The 25,708-nt window shown below is 56.7% G+C and carries 25 protein-coding genes and 1 tRNA gene; 10 read left to right on the plus strand and 16 right to left on the minus strand.

Going from position 1 to position 25,708, the window contains the following annotated elements:
• Positions 1–94: 94 nt before the first annotated feature.
• The 4 genes from LC354_RS10485 to LC354_RS10500 form a co-directional block, all read right to left on the minus strand.
• Positions 95–334, minus strand: a complete 240-nt coding sequence (locus LC354_RS10485) for a hypothetical protein (protein WP_223423584.1) — start codon at positions 332–334, stop codon at positions 95–97.
• 246 nt (positions 335–580) lie between these two features.
• The gene (locus LC354_RS10490) at positions 581–1,603 is read right to left on the minus strand and encodes a hypothetical protein (protein ID WP_223423585.1); all 1,023 of its coding nucleotides are present in this window, start codon (positions 1,601–1,603) and stop codon (positions 581–583) included.
• A gap of 199 nt (positions 1,604–1,802) precedes the next feature.
• Positions 1,803–2,042: a hypothetical protein gene (locus tag LC354_RS10495; RefSeq protein ID WP_223423587.1), complete on the minus strand. Its 240-nt coding sequence runs from the start codon at positions 2,040–2,042 to the stop codon at positions 1,803–1,805.
• A 136-nt stretch (positions 2,043–2,178) separates the two neighbouring features.
• Positions 2,179–2,254: transfer RNA gene (locus tag LC354_RS10500), tRNA-Lys, on the minus strand.
• Positions 2,255–2,361: 107 nt separating this feature from the next.
• Between LC354_RS10500 and dapF the strand changes: the two genes are divergently transcribed.
• A complete protein-coding gene (gene dapF, locus LC354_RS10505; RefSeq protein ID WP_399203351.1) occupies positions 2,362–3,192 on the plus strand; it encodes a diaminopimelate epimerase in 831 nt (276 codons plus the stop codon).
• Entirely contained in the window at positions 3,189–4,436 is a 1,248-nt protein-coding gene (gene mtaB, locus LC354_RS10510) for a tRNA (N(6)-L-threonylcarbamoyladenosine(37)-C(2))-methylthiotransferase MtaB (RefSeq protein ID WP_223423588.1), read from the plus strand. Before dapF ends, mtaB begins: the two co-directional genes overlap by 4 nt.
• Before the next feature lie 378 nt (positions 4,437–4,814).
• On the opposite strand, the gene LC354_RS10515 is transcribed toward mtaB, so the two are convergent.
• The 9 genes from LC354_RS10515 to LC354_RS10550 all read right to left on the minus strand — a co-directional run bounded on the left by LC354_RS10515 (position 4,815) and on the right by LC354_RS10550 (position 12,853).
• Positions 4,815–5,234 (minus strand): DUF3299 domain-containing protein, encoded by a 420-nt coding sequence (locus LC354_RS10515; protein WP_317849305.1) that lies wholly within the window; start codon positions 5,232–5,234, stop codon positions 4,815–4,817.
• 125 nt (positions 5,235–5,359) lie between these two features.
• Positions 5,360–6,493, minus strand: a complete 1,134-nt coding sequence (locus LC354_RS10520; protein ID WP_223423592.1) for a hypothetical protein — start codon at positions 6,491–6,493, stop codon at positions 5,360–5,362.
• 58 nt (positions 6,494–6,551) lie between these two features.
• The gene (locus tag LC354_RS10525) at positions 6,552–7,802 is read right to left on the minus strand and encodes an ABC transporter permease (protein WP_223423594.1); all 1,251 of its coding nucleotides are present in this window, start codon (positions 7,800–7,802) and stop codon (positions 6,552–6,554) included.
• Positions 7,799–8,494, minus strand: a complete 696-nt coding sequence (locus tag LC354_RS10530; RefSeq protein ID WP_223423596.1) for an ABC transporter ATP-binding protein — start codon at positions 8,492–8,494, stop codon at positions 7,799–7,801. Before LC354_RS10530 ends, LC354_RS10525 begins: the two co-directional genes overlap by 4 nt.
• Positions 8,495–8,496: 2 nt before the next feature.
• Entirely contained in the window at positions 8,497–8,922 is a 426-nt protein-coding gene (locus LC354_RS10535; RefSeq protein WP_263289377.1) for a DUF2796 domain-containing protein, read from the minus strand.
• Complete coding sequence (locus tag LC354_RS27690) at positions 8,906–9,097, minus strand: DUF2796 domain-containing protein (RefSeq protein WP_263289378.1); 192 nt, start codon at positions 9,095–9,097, stop codon at positions 8,906–8,908. The genes LC354_RS10535 and LC354_RS27690 overlap by 17 nt, the downstream gene beginning before the upstream one ends.
• 671 nt (positions 9,098–9,768) lie before the next feature.
• Complete coding sequence (locus LC354_RS10540) at positions 9,769–11,178, minus strand: mechanosensitive ion channel family protein (protein ID WP_223423598.1); 1,410 nt, start codon at positions 11,176–11,178, stop codon at positions 9,769–9,771.
• Positions 11,179–11,429: 251 nt separating this feature from the next.
• On the minus strand, positions 11,430–12,113 hold the full coding sequence (locus LC354_RS10545) for an AIM24 family protein (protein ID WP_223423600.1): 684 nt from the start codon (positions 12,111–12,113) through the stop codon (positions 11,430–11,432).
• Positions 12,113–12,853, minus strand: a complete 741-nt coding sequence (locus LC354_RS10550) for a bestrophin-like domain (RefSeq protein ID WP_223423602.1) — start codon at positions 12,851–12,853, stop codon at positions 12,113–12,115. The genes LC354_RS10545 and LC354_RS10550 overlap by 1 nt, the downstream gene beginning before the upstream one ends.
• A 237-nt stretch (positions 12,854–13,090) precedes the next feature.
• Between LC354_RS10550 and LC354_RS10555 the strand changes: the two genes are divergently transcribed.
• The 5 genes from LC354_RS10555 (at position 13,091) to pheT (ending at position 19,784) form a co-directional block, all read left to right on the plus strand.
• Positions 13,091–14,053, plus strand: a complete 963-nt coding sequence (locus LC354_RS10555) for a TAXI family TRAP transporter solute-binding subunit (RefSeq protein ID WP_223423604.1) — start codon at positions 13,091–13,093, stop codon at positions 14,051–14,053.
• A gap of 632 nt (positions 14,054–14,685) precedes the next feature.
• Complete coding sequence (gene pheS / locus LC354_RS10560) at positions 14,686–15,759, plus strand: phenylalanine--tRNA ligase subunit alpha (protein ID WP_223423605.1); 1,074 nt, start codon at positions 14,686–14,688, stop codon at positions 15,757–15,759.
• A gap of 203 nt (positions 15,760–15,962) precedes the next feature.
• Positions 15,963–16,133: a hypothetical protein gene (locus LC354_RS10565; RefSeq protein ID WP_223423607.1), complete on the plus strand. Its 171-nt coding sequence runs from the start codon at positions 15,963–15,965 to the stop codon at positions 16,131–16,133.
• A gap of 297 nt (positions 16,134–16,430) precedes the next feature.
• A complete protein-coding gene (locus LC354_RS10570) occupies positions 16,431–17,234 on the plus strand; it encodes an alpha/beta hydrolase family esterase (RefSeq protein WP_223423609.1) in 804 nt (267 codons plus the stop codon).
• A gap of 150 nt (positions 17,235–17,384) precedes the next feature.
• Positions 17,385–19,784 carry a phenylalanine--tRNA ligase subunit beta gene (gene pheT, locus LC354_RS10575; RefSeq protein WP_223423611.1) on the plus strand — a complete coding sequence of 800 codons (2,400 nt, stop codon included), beginning with the start codon at positions 17,385–17,387 and terminating at the stop codon, positions 19,782–19,784.
• Here pheT and LC354_RS10580 read toward each other — a convergent pair.
• The gene (locus tag LC354_RS10580) at positions 19,781–20,662 is read right to left on the minus strand and encodes a LysR family transcriptional regulator (RefSeq protein WP_223423612.1); all 882 of its coding nucleotides are present in this window, start codon (positions 20,660–20,662) and stop codon (positions 19,781–19,783) included. The two genes, pheT and LC354_RS10580, sit on opposite strands and share 4 nt — an antisense overlap.
• A gap of 85 nt (positions 20,663–20,747) precedes the next feature.
• Here LC354_RS10580 and LC354_RS10585 point away from each other — a divergent pair, with 85 nt between their 5' ends.
• The 3 genes from LC354_RS10585 to LC354_RS10595 all read left to right on the plus strand — a co-directional run bounded on the left by LC354_RS10585 (position 20,748) and on the right by LC354_RS10595 (position 23,607).
• Positions 20,748–21,377: a class I SAM-dependent methyltransferase gene (locus LC354_RS10585; RefSeq protein WP_223423614.1), complete on the plus strand. Its 630-nt coding sequence runs from the start codon at positions 20,748–20,750 to the stop codon at positions 21,375–21,377.
• Positions 21,378–21,435: 58 nt separating this feature from the next.
• A complete protein-coding gene (locus LC354_RS10590) occupies positions 21,436–21,885 on the plus strand; it encodes a YtoQ family protein (RefSeq protein WP_223423616.1) in 450 nt (149 codons plus the stop codon).
• Positions 21,886–21,999: 114 nt separating this feature from the next.
• Positions 22,000–23,607, plus strand: coding sequence for a GMC family oxidoreductase (locus LC354_RS10595; RefSeq protein WP_223423617.1), 1,608 nt, complete (start codon positions 22,000–22,002; stop codon positions 23,605–23,607).
• Between the two features lie 95 nt (positions 23,608–23,702).
• Here LC354_RS10595 and LC354_RS10600 read toward each other — a convergent pair whose 3' ends face one another.
• Both LC354_RS10600 and ald read right to left on the minus strand, forming a co-directional pair.
• Entirely contained in the window at positions 23,703–24,398 is a 696-nt protein-coding gene (locus tag LC354_RS10600; RefSeq protein WP_223423674.1) for a glutathione S-transferase family protein, read from the minus strand.
• A gap of 84 nt (positions 24,399–24,482) precedes the next feature.
• A complete protein-coding gene (gene ald, locus LC354_RS10605) occupies positions 24,483–25,601 on the minus strand; it encodes an alanine dehydrogenase (protein WP_223423619.1) in 1,119 nt (372 codons plus the stop codon).
• Between the last annotated feature and the right edge of the window lie 107 nt (positions 25,602–25,708).

Consider the following 25,708-nt stretch of genomic DNA (forward strand, 5'->3'; position numbering starts at 1 on the left):
GCCTGTTCTCAGACGAGGAATGCTATAACTTCTTCAGAGCAGCAGGCTATGAGGCCAATTAAGTGCAACACGCTCTAGACGCTGTAGGGTATTTTCACGCAAGCGTCTGCCATTCGACGGCAGCGTCGAACATCGCCTCAGCCTGTTTTTTCAAGTCGAGCAGGGTCGATCGCGGGTCCATGGCCTCGTTGCCTTCAAAGCTACAGCGCGCGCAGACGAACCGCACGAAGGGCGGATCGGCGCTACCTTTGTCGGCAAGCATGAACTGCATTTCCTTCGTGCAGATTTCCAGTTCGTCTGCCAAATTGTCGGCAGCAAGAGATAGGTGGGTCATGGGTTTTTCCTTTCTGAAAAATCGCGTGTGTTTGCCCTGTCCGACGCTGCAGTAGAGTCCGGGGTCATGACAGCTTCTATTCGGCCTGGGCTCCATGTAGAGGGCTAAAAAGCGCTGAAACGAGACCGCGACCTGATCATCTAACAAAGGGCCAGTGGTACGAATAAGCGGGCTGATCGCACGGCACGACGGCGTCAGCGGAGTTCGCCGTCCTGACCTTTGCTCGGAAACGAACCCGAATTCGTTTCATTGATCCGAAAATTTGCCAGCCAACTCCATCATGGATACTGGCACGCTGCCGTAACTGACAATGACAATCTCCAGGCCACTTTTCTGAAACTTATGGAGTGCCGTCTCCATGGCTTCATCGATCCAAAAACTCCGGTTCCCGAATGCACCGCCGCCCAAGCGGGTTAGCAAGACCCTATTGGACCTACCGTTCATAGCGTTTTTCAGTCCCACCCAAAGCGTCGCTTCATAGGCAGCGTTTAGCACAAGTTTGGCGAGCGGTTCCCAATACTTTGCGTCAATTCCAGAATAGGCCACAGGCATCGCTGAGCAAAAGGCTTGGGTGACAAGCAGCGGTTCACGCGCCACCACGTCCGTGACTTCAACATCAGTATGAACGCCAATTTCGAGGTATTCAGCGAGCCTGTCTTGCTCTTCTGAGGGCATCTCGTCCAGTATGTTCGCAATTGCCAACAAGTTCGCATGAGTTGGTAAGGCGTATCCGTTCCTTACTGGGAGGATATCCTCCCCTCTTTTCCCCAGCAGCGCCCCAAGGCCGTCCGCCAAGCCTGTTAACCCGTTCATCTGGTTGGACGCGGTTTGCCCATATTTTCCGCCTACAGGGACAAAATAATTTCTGTAAATTGTCGCGGCTCCGGCCGCCATCGCACATGCTGGACCTTGCGTGCGATCAAATTGATACCTTGTGACACCGTCCTCTGGCGTGACATCTGGGCCTATCATTTCAAGCATGTTGACTTGCGAGGCGACTTGGAAAAGAGCGCCTTCATTCTCCGGGTCGGAATGCAGCTTGCGCACATCTGCAACGATGTTTGAGACATGCACTGGTTTTTCCTGATTGCATTCAATGCCAGAGTTTCGAAGGTCTCGCAGATTGGACAGAGTAAATTTGCCCACAGCAGATCGGCGATTATTTCTTGCGGAGACCAACGATCCCTCATTTACGGATAGCAGAGACTTGGTCGTCGCGTAGTCGATCTCGGTAAACCCCGTAATTTCGTAAAACCAGTCCACTTCCATTTCTCCTCTTACGTAAGTGAGTGCTAAGGTATTCTGCGCCCTAGCTTGGTTACTCAGCAGCCATCGCCACGACGGACGCTTCGACCCGAACCCCGTCGAGCCAATCAGCTCAGACTTGCATCATCGCCCGGCGTTCGACGCACCACGTCGTCCGATTATCCGACCGGGGGCATTGTTGTTTCGAACGGATACTATCAGATCACGCCCCCGCAGCGCACTCGACCCCAGCAACAAACAGCGCCTTGGCCTGCGCGTTCACATCCTCCAAGGACGTCAACGGCCCGAAAGCTTCCTCGCCCTCGAAGCCACAACGGGCACAGACGAAGCGGGCAAAATACGGATCACCCGAACCTTTCTCGGGAAACATGAACTGGAATTCCCGGTCGCAGATTTCTGCGTTGAGCGTTTCGATATCGGAAGCGAGCGATAAATGGGACATGAGCGGACCTTTCTGAGAAAAACGGTCGCACGGTATGGCATCCGCCAACACCAAAAGCAAACCCCATAAAACTGCCCACAGGTTGCCCACCCTGAGACAGCCACGATGGGCAAAATCTGCTTGATCTTTGATTTAATGGTGAGCCGTGCAGGATTCGAACCTGCGACCCGCTGATTAAAAGTCAGCTGCTCTACCAACTGAGCTAACGGCCCCACTAGGCGGGTCAATTAGAGAGGGTCAGAGCCCGGGTCAAGCCAAAAGCCAAAGGTTTCGCTGCGACATACTGGATTCCTTGAAATCACACCGCTATATGCGGCGGATGCACGATCACACTCCCTCTGATTGGCCGTTCATGAAAATGCACGGCCTCGGCAACGACTTTGTCGTGATAGATACACGCGTGTCTGCAGGCCGGGTGACGCCTGCTTTGGTCCAATCGCTCGCGGATCGGCATCGCGGTGTCGGGTTCGACCAACTCGCGGTGATCTCGGAAGGTCAGGATGTGACCATTACGTTTTACAATGCAGACGGTTCGCAGTCTGCGGCGTGCGGGAATGCCACGCGCTGTATCGCTGCCCGGGAAATGGCCCTGACCGGCGCTTCAAAACTTGACATAACAGTGACAGGGCGCGGCGCGCTTTGCGCTGTGCGGGGCGATGACGGCATGACTTCCGTCAACATGGGGCATCCTCAACTCGACTGGCAAGACATCCCACTGGCTCAGGTCACAGATACCCTGGCATTGCCCATTGACGGAACGCCCGTCGCAACCGGCATGGGCAACCCGCATTGCACTTTTTTTGTCGATGACGTGCATGCCATCGATCTCGCCCGGCGCGGTGCCGAGATGGAGCGTCACCCGCTCTTTCCCGAACGGACGAATGTACAATTTGCCCAGATCATCGGCCACGATCATATCCGCATGCGCGTGTGGGAGCGCGGCACAGGCATCACACTGGCCTCTGGCTCGTCCTCCTGTGCCACGGCCGTCGCAGCGGCGCGTCTGGGCCTCACCGGGCGGGCTGTGCGCATCGACCTTGATGGCGGCACGCTGCATGTGGAGTGGCGCGAAGACGGCGTGTGGATGTCCGGACCTACAGCACATGTTTTTGATGGCGTTCTGACACAAGCTTTCCTGGACGGGCTATGACGGCGCCCGTCTTCTCCAATCACGGGTGCCGCCTGAACGCCTACGAAACCAAGGCGATGCAGGAATTGGCAGCACAAGCGGGGCTTGGCAATGCCGTCGTGGTAAACACCTGCGCCGTGACGGCGGAGGCGGTGCGCAAAGCCCGTCAGGACATCCGCAAATTACGCCGGGACCACCCGGATGCAAAGATCATCGTCACAGGCTGCGCGGCACAAACAGAACCCGGTACATTCGCGGCCATGGACGAGGTCAATGCCGTCATCGGCAACACCGAAAAAATGCAGGCGGCCACGTGGGCAGGCCTTGCCGGTGACTTCGGAACCGAAGCCGTGCAGGTCGACGATATCATGTCCGTGACCGAAACCGCAGGACACCTGATTGACGGCTTCGGGACGCGCAGCCGGGCCTATGTTCAGGTCCAGAATGGGTGCGATCACCGTTGCACCTTCTGCATCATTCCGTTTGGGCGCGGCAACTCGCGCTCGGTGCCTGCCGGTGTTGTTGTGGACCAGATCAAGCGACTGGTGGACCGCGGCTTTAACGAGGTCGTGCTGACCGGGGTCGACCTGACATCATGGGGCGCAGATTTGCCTTCTGCTCCGCGACTGGGGGATCTGGTGTTACGGATCCTGAAACTGGTGCCCGATCTGGCGCGGCTTCGGATCAGTTCAATCGACTCGATCGAAGTGGATGATGCGTTGATGGAGGCCATCGCAAGCGAGCAACGGCTTATGCCACACCTCCATCTCAGCCTGCAACACGGCGACGACCTGATACTCAAGCGCATGAAGCGACGGCATTTGCGGGACGACGCAATCAACTTTGCGCAAGAGGCCCGGAAGTTGCGACCCGATATGACATTCGGTGCAGATATCATCGCGGGCTTTCCGACAGAAACCGAAGCGCATTTCGCCAATTCATTGAAATTGGTCGAAGACTGCGATCTGACCTGGCTGCATGTGTTCCCCTATTCGCCACGGCCGGGAACCCCTGCGGCCCGCATGCCTCAGGTGCACGGTGCCGTGATCAAGGACCGCGCCGCACAATTGCGAGCGGTCGGTACGCGACAGGTGACCCGGCACCTCGCGGCACAGATTGGACGGACCCATCAGATCCTGATGGAAAACCCGCATATGGGCCGCACCGCGCAATTCACCGAAGTCGCCTTCGATGCGCCGCAGTCCGAAGGGCAGATTGTCGCGGCCATGATCAAGTCTCATACGGAAACGCAACTCGTGGCCTGAGCGATGGCGTGGGATGCCTGCGCCCGATTGTGTTGGAGTGAACATTCCCTGATCTCTGATCTGATAGGGTTGCGAGATGGAAACCATCATAAGGTCAATAAACTGGAAACTATGGATATTGTCGGCATAGATATGGCGAAGAGTGTTTTTTAACTTCACGGCTCTAGCTCAAAGCCGCTGCCACTTTGGCGGGCATCGAAGACGTTCTTATGATCCCCAAAAGACAATTAGACTGACCGAGGCTATCCGGCTCTGGGCAATTCGCTGGATAATTGTGTCTGGCTGAAGGCCCCACTCTCTTAACGACAGAGTATTCGACACAATCCCGGCAAAGCTACTCGCGGTTTCAAAAGGAAACGCAATGACGTGCACGTCATTCTACATTTTGTACGGATCGATTTTGTCGGCAGAAAGTGCATACCCGATATCGGCAAGTTGGGTCGACAAGGATGACACCCCGAACATGCCAACCACGGTAACCGGCTCGAAGAGCCCGCTACTCTCATAGGGCTCTTCGGTTGTGACAAACACCAGTTGATTGGCGGGCGGCGGCGGAACATGCACGCAGGCCCCGACATAGGGAACAAGTATGAATGCAGTGACACCCACGCCTTGATAATCAATGGGAACAATAAAGCCGGATAAGCTGACTGTTTGACCGTTCCAATCTGGCCTCACACCGCTGGACTCCGGTTGTTGGCTCAAGAGCGGCGCGTTTTCATGCTCGATGACACCTTGCAGGACATCAGGCACAAAGGGTTCATTCTCTGGGAGCAGGTCACTCCAATTCAGAGTCACGATTTTCTCTGCAAAGGCGAGCTTCGGGAAGGCTACGGTTGCCGTGAGGACCGTCAGAACCGTACTGCGCGAAAGTGATCGTACAGTCGGAGTAGAGTTGAAGCTGAAAGACGTGGATCGCATTTCTAGTCCTCGATCTTGAGTGTGCTTTGCAATGCTGCATTCCGACCCTGTGCCACATAGACAGCAACCTGGAGAATATCCTGGCCGTTTGACAAGGCTCTTTCCCTGACGACCGATTCCAGCGCAAGCGCTTGGGACCAATCCTGGCGGTTTCCGAACTGGCGTGCAACAAGCGGTGCCGTCTCGGGACGCAAAGCGACAAGCCGGGCAATCGACGCGCTGATCACCGATCTCAGGTCCGGTGTGCCAATGTCGTTGTGAATGGCCAATGCTTCGACGACTTGCTCCAGTTTATCGAGCGGTTGGGAGGTGTCCGAAAGAAATTTCTCTTCCAACACTTCAACGCCAACGCCGCCGTCAATTTCCACCAACGCGGTTGCATAAGCCCCAAGGTTGTTCGCCCAGTTCCACGACGCGACGCGATCAATGAAATCGTACAGTTCGTCGCGTGCTTCCTGGTCATCCGTCAAGCCCAACAGCAGGACCCTGATCGGTTGATACGGATATCCGTTCAGGCTCCACAATTCCGCCAGCAAGTCATCTGTTGGAATACGAACATCCATGGTCCTGAGCAGGCCATAAGGGGCCTGGTCGATTTCCCGCAAGGCCAGCATACGAAGCACTTCATCTGGGTGATCCTGAAGCGCTTCGAAGAACTGGAAGCGATCGGGATCATACGTGTCCTGCCAGTTTGGTGCGCGTGCAAGCACCTCATCGACCACGTTTCTGTAGTCAGGCGTGAGATATGCCACAAACTTCCAGTCTTGCGCGTCCTGATCAAAGGCAAACAAAGAGGCATCCTGCGGGTTTGCCGCAAATCGGGTGCGCGTGCGCGTATCGACCAGATGGGTGATCTTGACGGATGGCGCTGTCCCGCGAAGCGTTTGCAGAACCTCAAACTGGAATTCATTTTCCGGCGAATTTCGGGCTACGATCAAATGATCGCTATTGATAATCCAATCCACGGCCGTTTTTTCTGGCAGATAGGTGTGAAATCCACAGGCCAGCGACGCTGTTGCTCCAAAAGTCATCATCACGGCGCAGACCGTTCCACGCAATTTGCGATCCCACCGCAATTGTTTGCGTGCGAATGCACTGTCGGCGTTGAAGGCTCTATTGCGAGGTTTGGTGACCATTCAAGAAACTCCATCTTGCCGACCTTGATTGGCGGTCAATTTCACCTGAAAACGGGCGTTATGTTTTAACCATCATACCATCCGCAAGGGACATCCGATAGGCCCGCAGGGCTGGCACCAAGCTCACAATTACGCCAGCGAGGACAACAACAAGGGTGACCCACACCTCGTGCATACTTGGGGCATCTATGGGAAGCCAAAGGCCAAACGCGCTGTCGACAAGCGGCCGCGCGAGACTGAGACCAAGGTAAAGCAGTGCAAGCCCCAGAACCGCACCAACGGCGGCCATCAACATCGCCTCCAACACCAACAGGCTCAGGATTGTCACCGGACTTGCTCCCATGGCGCGAAATATCGCCATTTCTCGACGTCGTTCATTCAGGCTGGAAAAGATCGTGGCCATCATGCCGATCAAGGCAGTGACTACCACCATGGCCGAAACAGCCAACAGCGCCGTCTCTGCAATGCCCACGATCCCCCATAGCTCCTGCAACGCGACACCGGGCAAGATCGCGAGCAAGGGTTCCTCGGGATACTCATTGATCGCGCGTTGCAGCGCAAAGGTTTGCAGCGGGCTGGCAACGCCAACCAAAGCGGCAGTCACGGCTTTGGGTTTCAGGTCCATCGTGCGAATGACGTCCGCCGGGGTTGCCTGACCGGGACGCTGTGCGCCGCTTTGCCAGTCCACATGGATCGCCTCGATCGCTTCAAGGCTGACGATGACTGTTCGGTCCACGGGTGTCCCGGTCTTGGCAAGAATGCCCGAGACCCGAAACGGGTGGTCTTCGTGCTCGGTAAAAGACGCAAGACCATGGGAGACCACGATAGGATCATCTACGCTATAGCCCAACGTAGATGCGACATCCGCTCCAATGACCGTGTCAAAAAGATCCGTCATGGTGGCGCCATCTGCAACTTCAAGTGCGCGACCCTGACGGTATTTGTAGTGTTCAAAAAAGCCCTGGGTGGTGCCCATCACGCGAAACTGTCGGTGACTGTCGCCAAGCGAGATCGGCACGATCCACTCAACGTCCGCGCGCGCCGCGATATCGTTGTAACTTTCCCAAGTGACATTGTTCGTCGCGTTCCCGATCCGAAAAACGGAATACAGCAGCAATTGCACTGATCCCGATCGGGCGCCCACAATCAGATCGGTGCCGGAGATTGTATCGGCAAAGCTGGCCTTTGCGCCCGTGCGTACCTTTTCCACACCAAGAAAGAGTGCAACCGAAAGCGCAATGGCGAGCACGGTCATGGCCACCGTAAGCGCCCGCGCGGCCAGCGATGCGATGGCAAGGCGCAGGATCACGCGGCAGCCCGTTCGATCTGGGCTATATCTTCCATGTGGACCACCCGGTCGAACCGCGCACTCAACCGCGGATCGTGGCTGACCATAAGCAGAGCGGCGTTGTTTGCCCGGGTCTGGGCAATGAGAACATCGAGAAATGCCGCCTGGCTGTTCGCATCCAGTGCCGAAGTGGGTTCATCCGCGACGATCAGCGGCGGTTGCCCAATCAACGCACGTGCCACTGCAACCCTTTGTTGCTGGCCGACACTCAGGGTATGGGCCCGCGTTGTGAAGAGGTCTTGTGGCAATCCTAGGGCAGCACAGAGGTCCACAGCGGTGGCCCTTGCGTCGCCCGCCCTCAGGCGCCGCTTTGGGGCAAAGCGCAGCGGTAACAGGATATTATCGGCAACCGTGCCAAAGGGCAGCAGGTTGAACTGTTGAAAGATCACCCCGATTTGCTCTGCCCGAAACCTGTCACGACCGCCACCTGACAGTGTCGCAAGGTCGGTTCCTGCAACAAAGACCTTTCCGTCATCGGCGAGCATGGTGCCGCAGATCAGTGACAGAAGCGTGGATTTGCCGGACCCGCTTTCTCCAAGCAGCAGCACCGTTTCACCCGACGCGACGCTGAAGTTCGGTACTGCCAAAGTAAAAGCCGCGCGGCCGGGCCATTGAAAGTGGACGCCCCTTAAATGCAGGACTCTGTCTGGCAATTTTAAAACAAGCTCCGCAAATCGAGAGTTGGTGCATCACGTTCCACTTCAAAGGCCTGAGCGCCGGATCCGGTTATGATCTGCACCTCAACCTCACGTGCATTTTCGAACGCGTCGAAATATGCAAACTCAATCTGCGTCAACGCTTCGGGCTGCGCGCAGGTGAGTGTGTACTCCGCATGAAATTCCGTATGACCAGACTGTTCGGCATGGTCGTCATCATCGGCATGCGCATGTTCGTCATCGTGATCGCTGTGGTCCGCGTGTGCGTCATGCCTATCGTGACCGTCGTCGCTCTCCAGTTCAGCGCTGGCCTTGGTGACGGAACACGCGGCCGCTGCGGGCAGCACAAACAGATCCAATGGGCGGGCAAGTGTTGCGACTGCGGCATCGACCGTGGCCCGGTCGGCTTCACTTTTTTGCGGCATACTCAAACCCGACAATATCAGCACCGGGGGCTTGAAACGCCATCACAACCGTCGGGCCGTCGATGGCAATGTTAAGCGCGCCAACACCGTGCTCGTGTGGGTCCAGCTGGCGGGTTTCATCGGCCAGCAGGGGGGGCGCGGAGAACATAAAAAGCAGAGGGATTATTTGTTTCATCGTCTGATCCAATGTTTTTGAGAGTAGAATGTTTCATCCGGTGCGCGCTCGGAACACTGCTTCATTCATATCTGTTGCAACCTGTTTTTGACGTTGCAATAGTTGTCTCGCAAATTCAACGCCGAACGCCTTGACGAGATCCGAAGACAGCACTCACAGGTGACATATTGGGCTGAAAACAACGATGGGCCATGGCGATATCTGTTTACAGAGCCTTGTTGCAAAGACCCTGCACGGTAAAGCTTGGAATCTCAAGGGTCTGAAAAATCGGTCTGACAATTCTCACTAACCGACACGGCGACGGGGGATGAATAATTACAAATCGCCCAGCCATTTGCAGCAATTTTCTGGCCATCCATGATCCTCCCGCCAACCTGTTTCACCTTTCACACCATGAAATGTCATCCACGGACGCCCGCGACAGGAGATCACTGGCCCTCCAAATCTGGCGCGATGTCACTTGTATTGAAGTGACGGTAAACTTCGATTGTCAGGCATCCGTGACCAACGTCAGGAAACTTTACGATACCATTTCGTCCTTATGACAAAAGCCTGCCTGCAAATGCGTTCAACGGCAATTTTTGGCTGCTTTAGAGGAAACACCCGCTGTCAGGCATCGCCATCCGTAAAGGTGCAAAACCATAGCCTGCTCTGCATGGCGCTACTGCGCATCATTCAGCAGATAACGTTAACTGCGGCTTGGCGGTCTCTGATTTGATGTGCAGGTCCTGCTGTGGGTAAGGGATGGAAATTCCCGCGGCGTCGAAGTTTTCCTTTATCTGCCGCGTGAGATCCCAATAGACATCCCAGTAGTCGGAAGTTTTCGCCCATGGACGACAAATAAAGTTGACGGAACTGTCGGCCAACTCATTCACGCGGATCACCGGTTCGGGATGGTCCATAACCAGAGGGTGTGCCTTTGTGGTTTCCTCTATGACCCGCAGCGCATCCGGGATCGAATCCTCGTATGCGATACCGAATACCAGATCAACACGACGCGTCAGACTCGCGGTCACATTGGTGATCACATTTCCCCAGACGTTTTTGTTTGGAATGACAATAACCTGGTTATCTGGGGTCACGACCGTCGTCGCCACGATACTCACGGATTTCACCGTCCCTGCGACACCGCCGACATCTACATAGTGGCCTTCGTCAAATGGCCGGTTGATCATGATCATCAAGCCACTGGCAAGGTTTCCCAAGGTGTCCTGAAAGGCAAATGCCATGATAAAGGACGCGCCGCCAATCAGCGCAAAAACCGGCGAGATATCTATGCCCAGGCCTGAAAGCACGACCATCAGGCCGATGGCCAGCACCAGCCAGTAAACTGCAGTGGCCAGAAAGACCTGCAACAGCTTGGACAAGTTTGGAACATGGACGAACCACTTGCGCGCAAATCCTCGCACGATTCTGGCAGCAATCAACAGTGCGGTCAGCGAGGCGACGATAATACCGACCTGGATCGCAAATTGAATGCCGCCCTCCCGATCCGTCGCCCAGCTCAGCACTTGCGAAGCCAACGTCCGGAAATCGGATGTCCGTTTTTCTTCCACAATAACCGACGAGCGATAGGCCCGATAATCAGATACGAGGGCTGGATCGCCTCCTTTTTTCTCAAAGGATGAAATTACCTTGGAATATTTCTCGAAAAGGAGTCCTCGCTCGCGTGCGAGTTCCGCCAGGTTTTCGCGCGCGGCACTTTCTACTTCACCCTCGGAACGGCTGATGGCAATCTGTGCGGACATGACCTCTTCGGTCTTTTCCCGCACGATCTCAAGCCACTTTTCAGCCAGCAGTTCGAGCTCGGGCTTGGTCATGGGTATCAGGCGCAGTTCGAGTTCTTGAGGATCGATTTCACTGTTTAGGACTTCTTGCGTGAGACCGGTTTCAACATCTCGTGCCGATTGGTCCACTGCCGCCGAGGTGGCCGCATCTGCCGCGTTGGCCGCGGCTGCTTCCTCAGCGGTTTGCTGAGCATTCGCAAGCTGTGGCAAAAGCAGGAACGCCATCGCAACCAAAACGGAAGCCAAAAGGCGGAGATTTGTCAATGAAACGCGGTTCAATCCTCGTTCGAGCATGTTGGACTTCCATTTTAACGTTTATGCCAACAAAGTTTATAACGCATGCAAACAGACCAACAAGACGTAAATTGGGCCGTTTTCCCCTGCATGAAAACCAATTGCTGCGGGTCTTACGCGCCAAAAACGGCCGCGATTTCGATCAGGCAAAACAGCTTGCTTAAGACGCTCGCTTGGCCTGCGGAGACGCTCCACAGAGACCTGACAGCATCAAGCAGATAAATCGGTCGGCAGCCCGAGGGAGTCCTGTCTCATTCAAACAGTGTACTTTGAACGTTTTCTTCGTCTGTCATCCTTTGGTAGAGATGCTGGTTCCAATATGGGGTCCATGAAACAAGAACTTTTCCAGTCCCCTCATAAACTCTGAGACGATCTTGTCCGGATATCAGGTTTCGTGGAAATGACGCCGCCCGTTGTGACTTGAACTTCAAACCACTCGTTCGTCCGATGACCAAGCGCCCCTGAACTTTAATTTCGCCATTGTCGACTTCAATGACTTCTACAGGCCCCGGCGCGTTCACGGCCGCTTGCCCGCTCCCTGTCATGGTCGTTTTCCATGCGAAAATCCCGTCACCCGCCCACAAACTTGCCCAGAAAGGCTCTTTGGTCACACCGAGTTCTACGCCACCTTCGCTGGCCCAATACGCACCTGTCTCGAGGATCCAGCGTTCTTCTGGACGCACTTGAAAGACGTGGAACCCACGAAGGGAGGGTTGAAGGTTGATCGAACCAGTTCCCCTGTAATACGGGCGAATTCGCGATTCCCGAGTGAAGATGGCGCGAAAGAAGTCACCGAACTTGGGCAGGCGGGGCGTGAACCGGATGGTGCCATTCATGTTCGACAATGCGCCATAGGCTGCACGTACGGTTTCATCGGTGATATCAATGGAGAGCTGCCGCATTCCCTCGACTTCCCGGACACGAAAAGTTGCCATCAAATACTCTCCTGTTCGACGGGCTCGTCCCAGATCATCAGGCGGTCCCATAGCAATTCATATGCGAATGGAGAAAGACCGGATGGCCCGCGCAGAGGACGATCGAGCGTGACAATAACGAACAGGATAACGCCCAGAAAAAAGGCGATAATCGATCCAAGCACAAAATGCGGCAGCACTCGCATCTTCAGTAGGACCAGCAAAAACATGTTGATCCCTGCTCCCACAATGACGGCATACCAAAGCACGGCCGGGATCTCGGTTGTGACGCCGGTCAGACGCTTTTGCCTTTCCGTTGAGAATTCTTGAAACGAAGCCATCGCCTGATAGTGTATGACCCGCTCCCTTTCGGTTTCTGGTTCAAATTGTGACAAGGATCGCCGGATCGCATCTGCCCGGTTGAACCCTCCGTTCAGAATTTCACCTTGACGGTGGGCCGGCCACTCTTCGTAGATTGTGTAAAGGGTGTAGTCACGCATGAGCCATTTTACTTCCGAGCGTATCGGCTCTGGATAGGCCGCAATCTGAGCATACAAACTGCCCAGAGAGGTCGCTTCGTTGGTGATGCTTTCCCGCACTCTTTCAAGGTTTTGGTAGGCTGCAACCGTCAGAAGGCCAAGCAGAAGGCCGTTGAACAGGCTGAAGCTGGATGTCGCATAATTGACGGAACTATTGAAATCAGGACCGGTTCCGATCAGGACACGGAAAACCGGCTTTACAACCAACAGGCCCACGACCATCACGCAAATCGCGAGAACCGAGGACCAGACCGCAAGCGTTGCAATCGGCATGTCATAGACAAAATCCGGCATTCTTTGTTTTCCCATCGCTAATCGTTTGCACTGGGGCTGTTTGGCTTTGCCCAATCTGACGCATTTTTTTCCGAGCTGAAAGGCGTATTTCAGCAATGGACGTCATCCTGAATCCAGACTAGCGTCCCGGCAACGTCGACGTTGTTTTCCGGGTGGAATATTCGAATGATACGTTTTGCCTTTGCTTCTGTGCTGGCCATCTTTGCCTCAACGGCAAGCGCTCAGGATCTTACCTTCATCAATATCGGCGCCGGAGATCTCGGCGGCGGGTATTACGCGACCGCCAAGGCTTTGTGCGCACCGATCAACCTGGCAAATGTCGAAACGGTCAGATGCAGCCCGGAGCCGACAAGCGGTTCGATCTATAATTTGAAGATGCTTCATCAAGGGGAGTTGGATTTTGCATTTGCTCAATCTGATTGGCAGCTTGCGGCATATGAGGGCACAGGTCCGTTTGCAGGCAACGCCATGCCCAACCTGCGCAGCGTTTTGTCGCTCTATCCAGAGGTGGTCACAATCCTGGCAGGGCGTGACAGTGGAATATACCGATCCGAGGATCTGCCCGGCAAGCGGGTCGACATTGGATTGCCGTCGTCAGGACGTCATGCGACAGCAAAGGCGATACTGAGCCGCGCAGGAATGAACGTGAACGAATTCGGCGTGTTTTCTGAATTGACGACGGCTCAAGCCGTTTCCGGTCTCTGTGATGGTACAATTGACGCCACCTTTTTTGTTGTTGGACATCCATCCGAAAGTGTCGCTCGTGCGTTGGCGGAGTGTGAGGCAAGAATAATAGCGCCCTCAGGGCCAATCTTTACGAGAGTTTTTTCGGATTCCCCGGGCTTTGTTGCTACGGAAATCGCTGCCGATACGTATCCCCTGCAACGACAGGCGATAAAGAGCTACGCAGTGTATGCAACACTTGTGACACGCGCGGACGTCCCGTCTTCCAAAGTTTCCGTCATAGTTGAAAGCACTTTGAAAAATTTGACTGCTCTCACAGATCATGTGTCACAATTGTCCGATCTGAATGTGCCGAATATGAGCATGAGAGGCCTGAGTGCCCCTTTGCATTCCGCATCTTCAGTGGCGCTTGAAGAGGCAAGCAGGAACACGGACGGCGACTAAATCGAAATCCAAACGATGCATCACCTGCGCCATCAGCCGTGAAATGCTCCAACACGTATGGATCCCCCGGTTGCTGCGAGTGAATTCAGAGTCTTGGAAACGCCTGATCGGGTGCAGGCATATATCCTGCCTCTGATGTGCTACGCGGTCAGGCGGCGACCTGAGTTCCGCCACCTTCAGGCTAGCGCCTGATCAAGCGTCACCAACGTCTGCGCATATCTGCATTTGGTCCAGGATCCGACGAAAGATCCGATGGATATGACTCCCATCTACCATGTGTGCAAAGTTTAGATGGCTTCATTTCAGATCTGGCAGACCTGGATGCACGAAACCCCGCTGCCTCTGGGCAGAGAAACTCAAGTTCCTCGAGCCGTATGTCAGCCTATGCATTGGAATGGAGCGGATTAGCGATGCGATTCTGAAATGGTTGAATCTCACGGCAGCATATCACTGCGAAAACAACTTTGAGACCTTACCGCCTTCGCGCTTTGGAAGCGATGTGAAACGTAACGCGATCGCCAGATCATTTCGCCCTGTTGCCACTGGCCGATATCCAACCAACCGCACCGCACGGCTTGCACTGTTGCTGACGAAAGTCTACTCCGCCTCTGAGCGAGCGCGGAGTAAACACTATGGATGATCTCAAAGCGAAATACCTGTCTCAGATTGCCGAGGCCTCGGATGAGGCTGTGCTGGAAGACATTCGCCTGGCGGCTGTTGGCAAGAAAGGCGAAGTGTCGCTCAAAATGCGCGAATTGGGGCGCATGACTGCAGAAGAACGTCAGGTTGCAGGCCCGGCACTGAACGCACTGAAGGCTGAGATCAATTCTGCGCTTGCAGCGAAAAAAGCGGGCCTTGCGGATGCCGCTCTGGATGCGCGCCTGCGGTCTGAATGGCTGGATGTGACATTGCCGACGCGTCCGGACCGTCATGGCACCATCCACCCCATCAGTCAGGTCACCGAAGAGGTAACGGCCATTTTTGCCGACATGGGATTTTCCGTTGCCGAAGGTCCCCGCATTGATACCGATTGGTACAATTTTGACGCGCTCAATATTCCAGGCCACCATCCTGCTCGGGCCGAGATGGACACGTTCTATATGCACCGGGCCGAAGGCGACGATCGCCCGCCCCATGTGCTACGCACCCACACCTCGCCTGTTCAGATCCGCTCGATGGAAGCCACTGGCGCGCCCATGCGAATTATCTGCCCCGGCGGTGTGTACCGCGCGGATTATGACCAGACCCATACGCCCATGTTTCATCAGGTCGAAGGGCTTGCGATCGGCAAGGACATTTCCATGGCGAACCTGAAATGGGTTCTGGAAGAGTTCGTGAAGTCCTATTTCGAGGTAGATGGCGTCGACCTGCGCTTCCGAGCCTCGCATTTCCCCTTCACCGAACCCTCGGCCGAGGTCGACATTCGCTGTTCCTGGGAGGGCGGTACCCTGAAGGTCGGCGAAGGTGACGATTGGTTGGAAATTCTGGGCTCCGGCATGGTGCACCCCAAGGTTTTGCTGGCTGGCGGTATTGATCCGGAGCAATGGCAAGGCTTTGCCTTTGGCATGGGAATCGACCGGATTGCGATGCTGAAATACGGCATCCCGGACCTGCGGGCCTTCTTCGACAGTGACCTGCGCTGGTTGCGGCATTATGGATTTGCGGCTCTGGACGTCCCGACGCTGCATGGCGGTCTGAGCCGTTAAGGCAAACCATCGCCGATTGGGCGAAATGACGGGCCGGGCAAAAACACCGGTCCGCCCTTGTCTATTCCCCCAAAATCCCCTCCGGAGGGTCGGCTTGCTGCCCAAATGCGCGGGGGGGCTGGCGTTTCATTGGCTGTTTGAGAAAACTGCTCTACTTTCGACGTATGGTCAAATTCATAGTTGCGTGCATAATCGGACTGATCGTGATCAGTCATGTTTTCCTCTGGCGATCCGAGATGGCGCCCGGATTGAAACTGACATTTACGATGATCAATGCTGTGGGCTGGACAATCGTCTTTGCGCCCATCGTTCTGGTGGACCGATGGTTGGAAACAATCAAGGCCCGCAATTCGGAGACGTCAAATGACCTGTGAGCCAATACACCTGAGTAGAAGCCGTGTTCGAAATTGATGATACCAAATTCAGGTTCAGCGCGGCCATCCGTTTTTTCTTACTTCTATCGTGCGCTTTTCTGGGGCATCGGTGATCTCCAAAACGCGGCTGTCTGTACGCGGTTCTGTTCGCCTTGCATGCAAACCCAGCATCCGGGTTTGGCGCGAAATGCTCTTGCGTGCCAAAAGGGATTCGAATGTTGGAACAATGCACAAGGGGCGCGACGACCGACGCAATTTTGAGATGACAGGACTTCATTGGACTGTAGGGTCGCGGCCATGAAATATGTTTTTGTTCTGTTGGCTTGTCTTTGGGCCGTCCCCGCTGCTGCAGTCGAACCGGAGTGCCAGCTTGAGGTGCCCTGCCAGATTGGCGATCGATCTTACCATGTCAACGTGCCGGACGGATGGGATGGGCAAAGTCCGTTGCCTGTGATGCTGCACTTTCATGGCTGGGCACGGACCGGGGCGTTGCCTGTCCAGCATCAACGGATATCCGGCGCAACCGGGCGGCGCAGCGTGTTGCTGTTGGCGCCGAACGGAGTGAACAAGACCTGGGATTTCTGGACCAGCGATACCGAGGATGTGGCCTTTGCCGCGGCAGTGATTGAGGACGCGGCGAAACGGTTTCCGATAGATCGCGAGAACATATTTATTTCGGGCTATTCTTACGGCTCGGCGATGGCGTGGCGCTATGTCTGCGAAAACGGCAACGACGTGCGGGCGTTGCTCGCGGTCGCGGGCACCCTGCCTCAGTCGGAAAACTGCCCGCAAGCCCCGCAAGAAGTTCGGCATGTGCATGGGATAAAAGACACGGTCATGGACTTCCCGATGGGACCGGGGGGAGATGTCACCTATCCGGTTGCATTGTGGCGCGCGGCATTGGGTTGCGATCACGTTCAGGCACAGTCGATTGGCTCTTGGAGCCAGGTGGAGTTTCTGACCCTTGAACGGACCGTTTGGGAGGCCTGCCAGCACGGCCGTGTCAGCCTCGATCTGCACAATGGCGGACATTTCATTCCGCACGGATGGTTTGCCCGCCAACTCGATGAGCTTTTGGGTTTGCCTCCAAGTTACCCTTGATCCGGGCGGACGATGCGTCCGCCTTACGGGCTGGCGGTCACCGCCGTGTACAGAATCCCCGTAAGGCGTATCCTGATACGCCCAGCGACCTTGCACCTTGGACTGATCTTTGCCATTGCAGGACGACCGCGCACGCAAGGGCTTTGACCGATGAAATTCACGCTTTCCTGGCTAAAACAGCACCTCGACACGACAGCATCCGTGGACGAGATCACATACGCATTGACCGACCTCGGCCTTGAAGTCGAAGGTGTCGAGGATCGCGGCGCCAAGCTGGCCGATTTTACCATCGGCAAAGTTGTGAGCGCCGAAAAGCACCCGGATGCGGATCGCCTGCGGGTCTGTCAGGTCAACACCGACGAGGGCATGAAACAGATCATCTGTGGCGCGCCGAATGCCCGCGAGGGCATCACCGTAGTTGTTGCCAAACCAGGTGTCTATGTGCCCGGCATCGACACCACCATTGGCGTTGGCAAGATCCGTGGCATCGAAAGCTTTGGCATGATGGCCTCCGAGCGCGAGATGGAGTTGAGCGAAGAGCATGACGGGATCATCGAACTGCCCTCGGGCGAGGTCGGTGACCGCTTTGTCGATTGGCTGGCTGAGAACGATCCTGCCAAGGTCGACCCGGTGATCGAGATTGCCATTACGCCGAATCGCCCCGACGCACTGGGCGTGCGCGGCATCGCCCGTGACCTCGCGGCGCGTGGCGTGGGCAAATTGAAGCCTGCATCCCAGCCGTCACTGGAAGGGGCCTTCCCCTGTCCGATCACAGTTTCTATCGACGACGACACGCTGGGACAGTGCCCGGTGTTCTTCGGCCGCCTGATCCGGGGCGTCACGAATGGCCCCAGCCCGCAGTGGTTGCAGGATCGCTTGCGTGCCATTGGCCTGCGCCCGATTTCCTTTCTCGTGGATGTGACCAACTATTTCACCGTTGATTGCAACCGCCCTTTGCACGTCTTTGACGCTGACAAGGTGGCGGGCAATACCTTGCGCGTGCACCGCGCCAAGGGGGGCGAGACCCTCGTCGGTCTGGATGAAAAAGAATACACTTTCAGTTCGGATATGACCCTGATTTCCGATGCCGACGGTGTCGAAAGTATCGGCGGTGTCATGGGCGGCCTGCGCAGCGGCTGCACCGAAGAGACCGTGAACGTCTTTGTCGAAGCGGCTTACTTCGATCCGGTGCGCACTGCCTATACAGGCCGTGCTTTGCGGATCAACTCGGACGCCCGCTATCGGTTTGAGCGGGGCATCGACCCCGCCTTCACTCCCGTCGGGCTTGATCTGGCCTGCGAGATGATTGTCGAACACGCGGGGGGCGAAGTGTCGAGCCGCGTGCAGGCAGGGGCTGTTCCGGATACCACGCGGGCCTATCGGCTGAATGCAGCACGGGTGCAAAGCCTCGTCGGCATGGACATTCCTGAATCCGAGCAACGCCAGACCCTGACCGCCCTTGGCTTTCGTCTGGACGGCGACATGGCCCATGTGCCCAGCTGGCGCCCCGATGTCATGGGCGAAGCTGATCTTGTCGAAGAGGTCGCGCGTGTTGCGTCCCTGACCAAGCTGGTGGGCAAACCCTTGCCTCGTGTGACAAGCGGCGTGCCAAAGCCGGTGATGACCCCGATGCAACGGCGCCAACAGGCGGCGCGTCGGACAGCAGCGGCCCTGGGCTATAACGAATGCGTAACCTACAGCTTTATCGATCAGGCCTCGGCCGCGCTGTTTGGTGGCGGCGATGATGCGACAAAACTGGAAAACCCGATCTCCAGCGACATGAGCCATATGCGGCCCGCATTGTTGCCCGGTCTTTTGCAGGCCGCCGCCCGCAACCAGGCACGTGGCTTTATGGACATGGCCCTGTTCGAGGTTGGCCCTGCTTTCCATGGCGGCGAGCCCGGTGAAGAACACCTGCTCGTCAGTGGTTTGCTGGTCGGCCGGACTGGCCCCAAGGATGTGCACGGCGCATCGCGCCCAGTCGATGTCTATGACGTCAAAGCGGATGCCGAGGCTGTGCTGGCCGCGATGGGAGCGCCTGCGAAGGTCCAGATTTTGCGCGGTGCATCGGATTGGTGGCATCCGGGCCGTCACGGCATGATTTGTCTGGGTCCCAAGAAAGTTCTGGGCATTTACGGCGAACTGCACCCCCGTGTGCTGGACGCCATGGACATCAAAGGCCCGGCGATGGCCTTTACCCTGTGGCCACAGGAGGTCCCATTGCCGCGTAAAGCGGGTGCAAACCGGGGTGCTTTGGCGATCAGTGATTTGCAGGCGGTCGAGCGCGATTTTGCCTTTGTCGTCGACGCGGATGTTGAGGCGCTGACGCTGGTGAATGCCGCGAGTGGTGCGGATAAGGCGTTGATCGAGGACGTGCGCGTTTTTGACGAGTTCATCGGCGGATCATTGGGCGAGGGCAAGAAATCGCTTGCCATCACGGTGCGGTTACAGCCCCGCGACACAACGTTGAAGGACGCGGATATCGAAGCCGTGGCGCAAAAGGTAATCGACAAGGTGACCAAAGCTACGGGCGGAAGCTTGCGCGGCTAGGGGTCGGCCAGCATTTCGGCGATCAGATCGAACACCAGCCGGATTCGTCGGCTGGTGTGCAGTTCGCGGTGCGTGACCAGCCAGATCGGAAAGGTGATAGCCGGGTGATCCGGCAAGACCTGGACGACGTAAGGGAACTGCGCTGCGATATCGTCTGACATCGGCAGGATGCCGAAGCCCCGTCGCACCAGTTCCCACGTCGTGATCCCGCTGGTGGAACCTGAGCGCATGTTTTGCGGCGGTACGATGATCCCTCGGGCGGCCAGTGCCTCGATCAGTCGAATATCGTCGCCGAAGCTTATGAAATCGTGCGCGGCCAGATCTGCGACGGTCTTTGGCGCTCCGCGTGTGGCAACGTAATCTTTGGAGGCATAGAGATGCCCCGTTGCCTCGCGGACCAGTCGCGCGATCAGGTCGGGTTGGTCGGGTCGCACGTGACGGATTGCGATATCAGCCTCGCGCTTGAGGATGTCACGGATATCATTGGCCGCGATGACATCGATGCGCAGTCGCGGTGCGATGCCGCGCAACTGCAACATGATGTCAGGCAAAACGTAGGCACTCATCATGTCGCTGGCGGTGACTTTCAACGTGCCGTCCAGTGCTTGTGCGCGTGCTTGCGCAAGCAGTGTGATCCGCCCTGCTGCTTCGCCCATTGCACGCGCCTCGATCAACAGGTCGCGCCCGGCGTCTGTCAGCGCCATGGAGCGGGCTGTGCGCTGAAACAGGATCAGACCAATCTCTTCTTCCAACGCGGTGACCTGGCGGCCCAAAGTGGGTTGGGTCAGGCCCAAATGCCGGGCCGCGGCCGACAATGATCCGGTTTCTGCGGTGGCCAGAAAGGCGCGCATTCGGTTCCAATCAAAAGAGCGTTCCATGCAAATTTGTATATTCGATGAACAGATTTAGGCAATGCAAAGTAGGACGGTCACCAGTTATATGCATCTGTGAAGGAGAAACCTCATGAAATCCAAAGATACATTCTGGGACGGAATTGCCGTGAGTTACGCAAACCGACCCATTTCCGATATGGCCGCCTACGAACAAACACTGGAGCGGGTCGTCTCGCACCTGACGCCTCAAGCACGCGTTCTCGAACTTGGCTGCGGCACAGGCAGTACAGCTTTGCGCCTCGCGCCGCATGCTGCAAACATTCTTGCGACGGATTTTTCGGCAGGCATGATCGCACAGGCAGAAGCGCGCGAGGGCGCTGATAATGTGCAGTTCTTGCGGGCGGATGTGTTTGATGCGGGGTTGGATGCTGGTGGGTTTGATATTGTGATGGGCTTCAACTTGTTGCATCTCATAGAAGATGTGCCGTCGACTCTGGCCCGCATTCACAGCTTGTTGGCACCGGGTGGCCTGTTCATCTCGAAAACACCCTGTCTGGCAGAGCCTTCGCTGGGGTGGAAATTCAGTCTGCTCAAACGCCTTATTCCTGTGATGCAGTGGATCGGCAAAGCGCCATATGTCAAGTTCGAGAGCATTGCCGGACTTGATCGGCAAGTCGAAGCGGCGGGGTTTCGCATCATTGAAACGGGCAACTACCCGGTGCGTCCGCCCAATCATTTCGTGGTTGCCGAACGCGCGTGACCTTGCATTTGCGGCGTTGGGATGCAGGGTATATCCCAACGCACAAAGGAGCTTTGTTATGACACTGAACGTATATCTTTCCGGTGAAATCCACACCGACTGGCGAGAGCAGATCGTAGATGGAGCCGCGGGGATGGATGTGGCGTTTTCTGGCCCTGTCACGGACCATGCGGCCAGCGACGATTGCGGCGTCGCAATTTTGGGTGCTGAGCCGAACAAGTATTGGCATGACCACAAAGGGGCGATGGTGAATGCAATCCGGACGCGCAAGGGTATCGCGGATGCCGATATCGTTGTCGTGCGTTTTGGCGAGCAGTACAAGCAATGGAATGCCGCTTTTGATGCGGGGTATGCCGCAGCCCTTGGCAAGTCGCTGATCATTTTGCACGGGCCGGATCATGCCCATGCATTGAAGGAAGTGGATGCTGCCGCCCTGGCCGTGGCGCAGGACCCGGCGCAGGTTGTCGAGATATTGCGCTATGTTCTGACGGGCAGTTTGCCGGGATAGCCGCCAGGTGGCTCTGTTTCGGGCCCTTGGCCCGAAATGCGCCCACCCGCCGACCCAGTGGCATGCTTGCGTCGCGCGCGCCCCTTTTAGGCTTAAAGCCGGAGGAGGGTGTCCTTGAAGTTTGACTATGTGATTGTTGGCGGGGGGTCCGCGGGATGCGTGATGGCATCCCGTTTGAGCGAGGACGCAAGCGTTTCGGTCTGTTTGATTGAAGCAGGTGGACTCGGAAGAAGCATTCTGGTGCGCGCGCCTGCACTGATCGCAGGCATGATCTCCGGGCGACCCAAGATCAACAACTGGGCTTTTCAGACGGAACCGCAGGCGGGCCTGAATCGGCGGCGCGGGTTTCAGCCTCGGGGCAAGGTGTTGGGCGGATCCAGCGCGATCAACGCAATGCTGTATGTGCGGGGTCATCCCGGCGATTATGACGAATGGGCTGATTTGGGGTGCGAAGGTTGGGATTGGAGCGGTGTTCTGCCCTGGTTCCGAATGGCAGAGGGAAATGAGCGCGGCGCCGATGATTTGCACGGCGCGGATGGGCCATTGCAGGTCGCCGAGCAATCTGAGCCGCGTGCAATCACCCAAGCCTTTGTCAAGGCCGCCGCGCAGCAACAGATCCGTGTAAACGATGATTTCAACGGGCCCGATCAGGAAGGCGTCGGCCTGTATCAGGTAACCCAGTACCATAGCGGCCCTGCCAGGGGCGAGCGGTGTTCGGCTGCGGCGGCCTATTTGCCGGACGCCGTGATGCGCCGCAGCAATCTGACTGTGTTGACCCGTGCGATGGCCCAAAAGGTCGAGACGCAGGATGGGCGCGCCGTGGGTGTTCGGGTGCAACATGGCGGCAAGACCAAACGGATTGAGGCAGGCCGTGAGGTGATCCTGTCCTCCGGTGCCTTTGGGTCGCCACAGTTGTTGATGCTGTCGGGAATCGGGCCGCGAGATGAATTGGCCGACCATGGGATCGACGTAGTTCAAGAGCTGCCCGGGGTTGGCCGGAACCTGCAGGACCATCTGGACTACACCCTGAGTTACCATTCCAAACGTGATGATGTTGTTGGATTGGGTCTCAAGGGCTTGATGAAACTTGGACAGGCGGGGTTGCGCTGGCGCAAGGATGGTTCCGGACTGTTTGCATCTCCCTTTGCCGAGGGCGGTGCGTTTCTGAAATCAAGCCCTGAGGTGGCCCGCCCAGATCTGCAACTGCATTTTGTGATCGCGATCGTGGATGATCATATGCGCAAGATTCATGTGAAGTTCGGATATTCCTGCCATGTGTGCGTGTTGCGACCTTGGAGCCGTGGGCATGTGGGTTTGCAGTCGTCCGATCCCGCAGCGCCACCACGCATTGATCCTCAGTACTTGAGCGATCCGCGTGATCTGAGCGTGTTGATGAACGGCGCCCGCCAGATGGAGAGCATCTTGACGGCTGCACCGCTGGATCTGTGGCGTGGCGAGAGGCTTTATCCCCATGACGGAACAGATGCCGCGCTGGAAGCGGACATTCGTTCCCGGGCCGATACGATTTATCATCCGGTGGGGACCTGCAAGATGGGCATAGATGATATGGCCGTCACCGACCTTGCAGGCCGCGTGCGGGGTGTGAACGGGTTGCGCATCGTGGATGCGTCACTGTTTCCCCGTCTGATTGGCGGCAACACCAATGCGCCGACGATCATGATCGCGGAAAAGATATCAGCGCAAATGCGTGGGCTCGTTTGAGATGTACTGTAACGCGCTAAGGATTTGCGCCGGGTGGGGGCTCTGGCCCCGCGGCCTTACGGCTCCCCCGAGATATTTTGGGCCGAAAGAAAATGTCAGGGGCGAGCAGGTATGTTCATGGCCCGGGCGACTGCCGGACGGGCCATGAAACGATCGAGGTAGGCGATCAGATTTGGGTGGCTCTCCCAGTCGACGAGATCTTTGGTCCCATAGTAATTCAAAGCATTCAGCCAAGGCGCGATTGCGATATCTGCGATTGAAAAAATGCCTGCGATCCACTCGCGGCCATCGAGTTGATTTTCGAGCACGGCGAGAAGTCGTTTTGCCTCATTCGCATGGCGCTGTCTTGGCCGTTTGTCCTCCCATGCGGCGCCCGCAAACTTCACGTAGAAACCCAATTGTCCCAGCATCGGGCCGAGGCCGCTCATCTGGAACATGACCCATTGAATGATGGTGGCCTTATCTGCGGCGGTGATGCCGATGAGCTTGCCGGTCTTTTCGGCCAGATAGAGCAGGATGGCGCCGGATTCGAACAAACCCAATGGTCCGTCTGGCCCATTGGGGTCGATGATGGCCGGGATTTTGGCGTTCGGGTTCAGGGAGCGGAATTCCGGGCTTTTGACATCCGCCTCTGACAGGGTCACCAGATGCGCCTCAAAGGGGACCTCCATTTCTTCGAGGGCGATCGATATTTTGACACCGTTCGGGGTTGGGAATGAGAACAGTTGCAGGACGTCCGGGTTCTTTGGCGTCCACTTCTGAGTGATTGGGAAAGCGCTGAGGTCGGCCAGTATGTATCTCCTGACGGTGGTGATTCTGGATGGACGGGTATGCCGGTCAAAACTTTTGCCACCCTGTGGGCAGATGTGCGTGCGCTAAAGCTTGAGGGCGAGGTTTGGGGACAACACATCGATCCCCAGCGCCTTGCCGACAGCATAATATGTCAGCCTGCCTGCGTGCACGTTCAGCCCGGCGAGGAGATGGTCGTCATCTTCGCAGGCTTGCCGCCATCCCTTGTTTGCCAACGCCAGCATGAAGGGCATCGTTGCGTTCCCAAGGGCGATGGTCGAGGTCCGCGCGACGGCTCCGGGCATGTTGGCTACGCAGTAGTGCATGATGCCATCCACGTCATAGATCGGGTCTTCGTGCGTCGTGGCGCGAGATGTTTCAAAGCACCCGCCCTGATCGATGGCGACATCGACGATGGCGGCTCCGGGTTTCATGGTCCCAAGCTGTTCTCGCGTTACCAGTTTTGGCGCGGCGGCACCGGGGATAAGCACGGCACCCACAACCATATCGGCCAGTGCGACCAGTTCCGCCGTGTTGCCCTTGCTGGCATAGCTGGTCTTGAACTGCGTCCCGAACACATCGTCGAGGTAGCGCATGCGCGGCAATGACCGATCCAATACGGTGACGTCTGCCCCCATACCTGCGGCAACGCGCGCGGCGTGCGTGCCGACGACGCCGCCGCCGATCACAACCACACGAGCCGGGCCGACGCCCGGGACGCCACCCATCAACACGCCACGTCCGCCATTGGCCTTTTGCAGCGTCCACGCGCCGACTTGTGGCGCGAGGCGCCCCGCCACTTCGGACATCGGGGCCAGCAACGGCAGGCCGCCTGCGGAATCTGTCACCGTTTCGTACGCGATGGCGGTGCAGCCAGAGGCCAGCAAGTCGTGGGTCTGGTCCGGGTCAGGTGCCAGATGCAGATAGGTAAACAATACTTGCCCTTCGCGCAGCATCTTGCGCTCTACCGCCTGTGGTTCCTTGACCTTGACGATCATGTCTGCCGTTGCAAAAACCTCTTCGGCCGTGTCCACGATCTGTGCGCCCGCCTCGATATAGTCTGCGTCGGGAAACCCGGCTCCCTCGCCTGCCTTTGTTTCGATGATAACGTGGTGGCCGTGCGCAACGGCTTCTTGGGCGGCGTTGGGCGTCATGCCCACGCGGAATTCCTGTGGTTTGATCTCTTTCGGGCAACCGATTTTCATTTGGATCCTCCTGCTTTGAGATGAGTATCATGCGAATGCCGTGCAAGGGGATGCGAAAATGGTCCTGTCTTTGAGGGTATTTATCGAATAATCTTGTTGTAATCTTC

It is taken from the genome of Tateyamaria pelophila (assembly GCF_019966495.1).
GTDB classification, from domain to species: domain Bacteria; phylum Pseudomonadota; class Alphaproteobacteria; order Rhodobacterales; family Rhodobacteraceae; genus Tateyamaria; species Tateyamaria pelophila.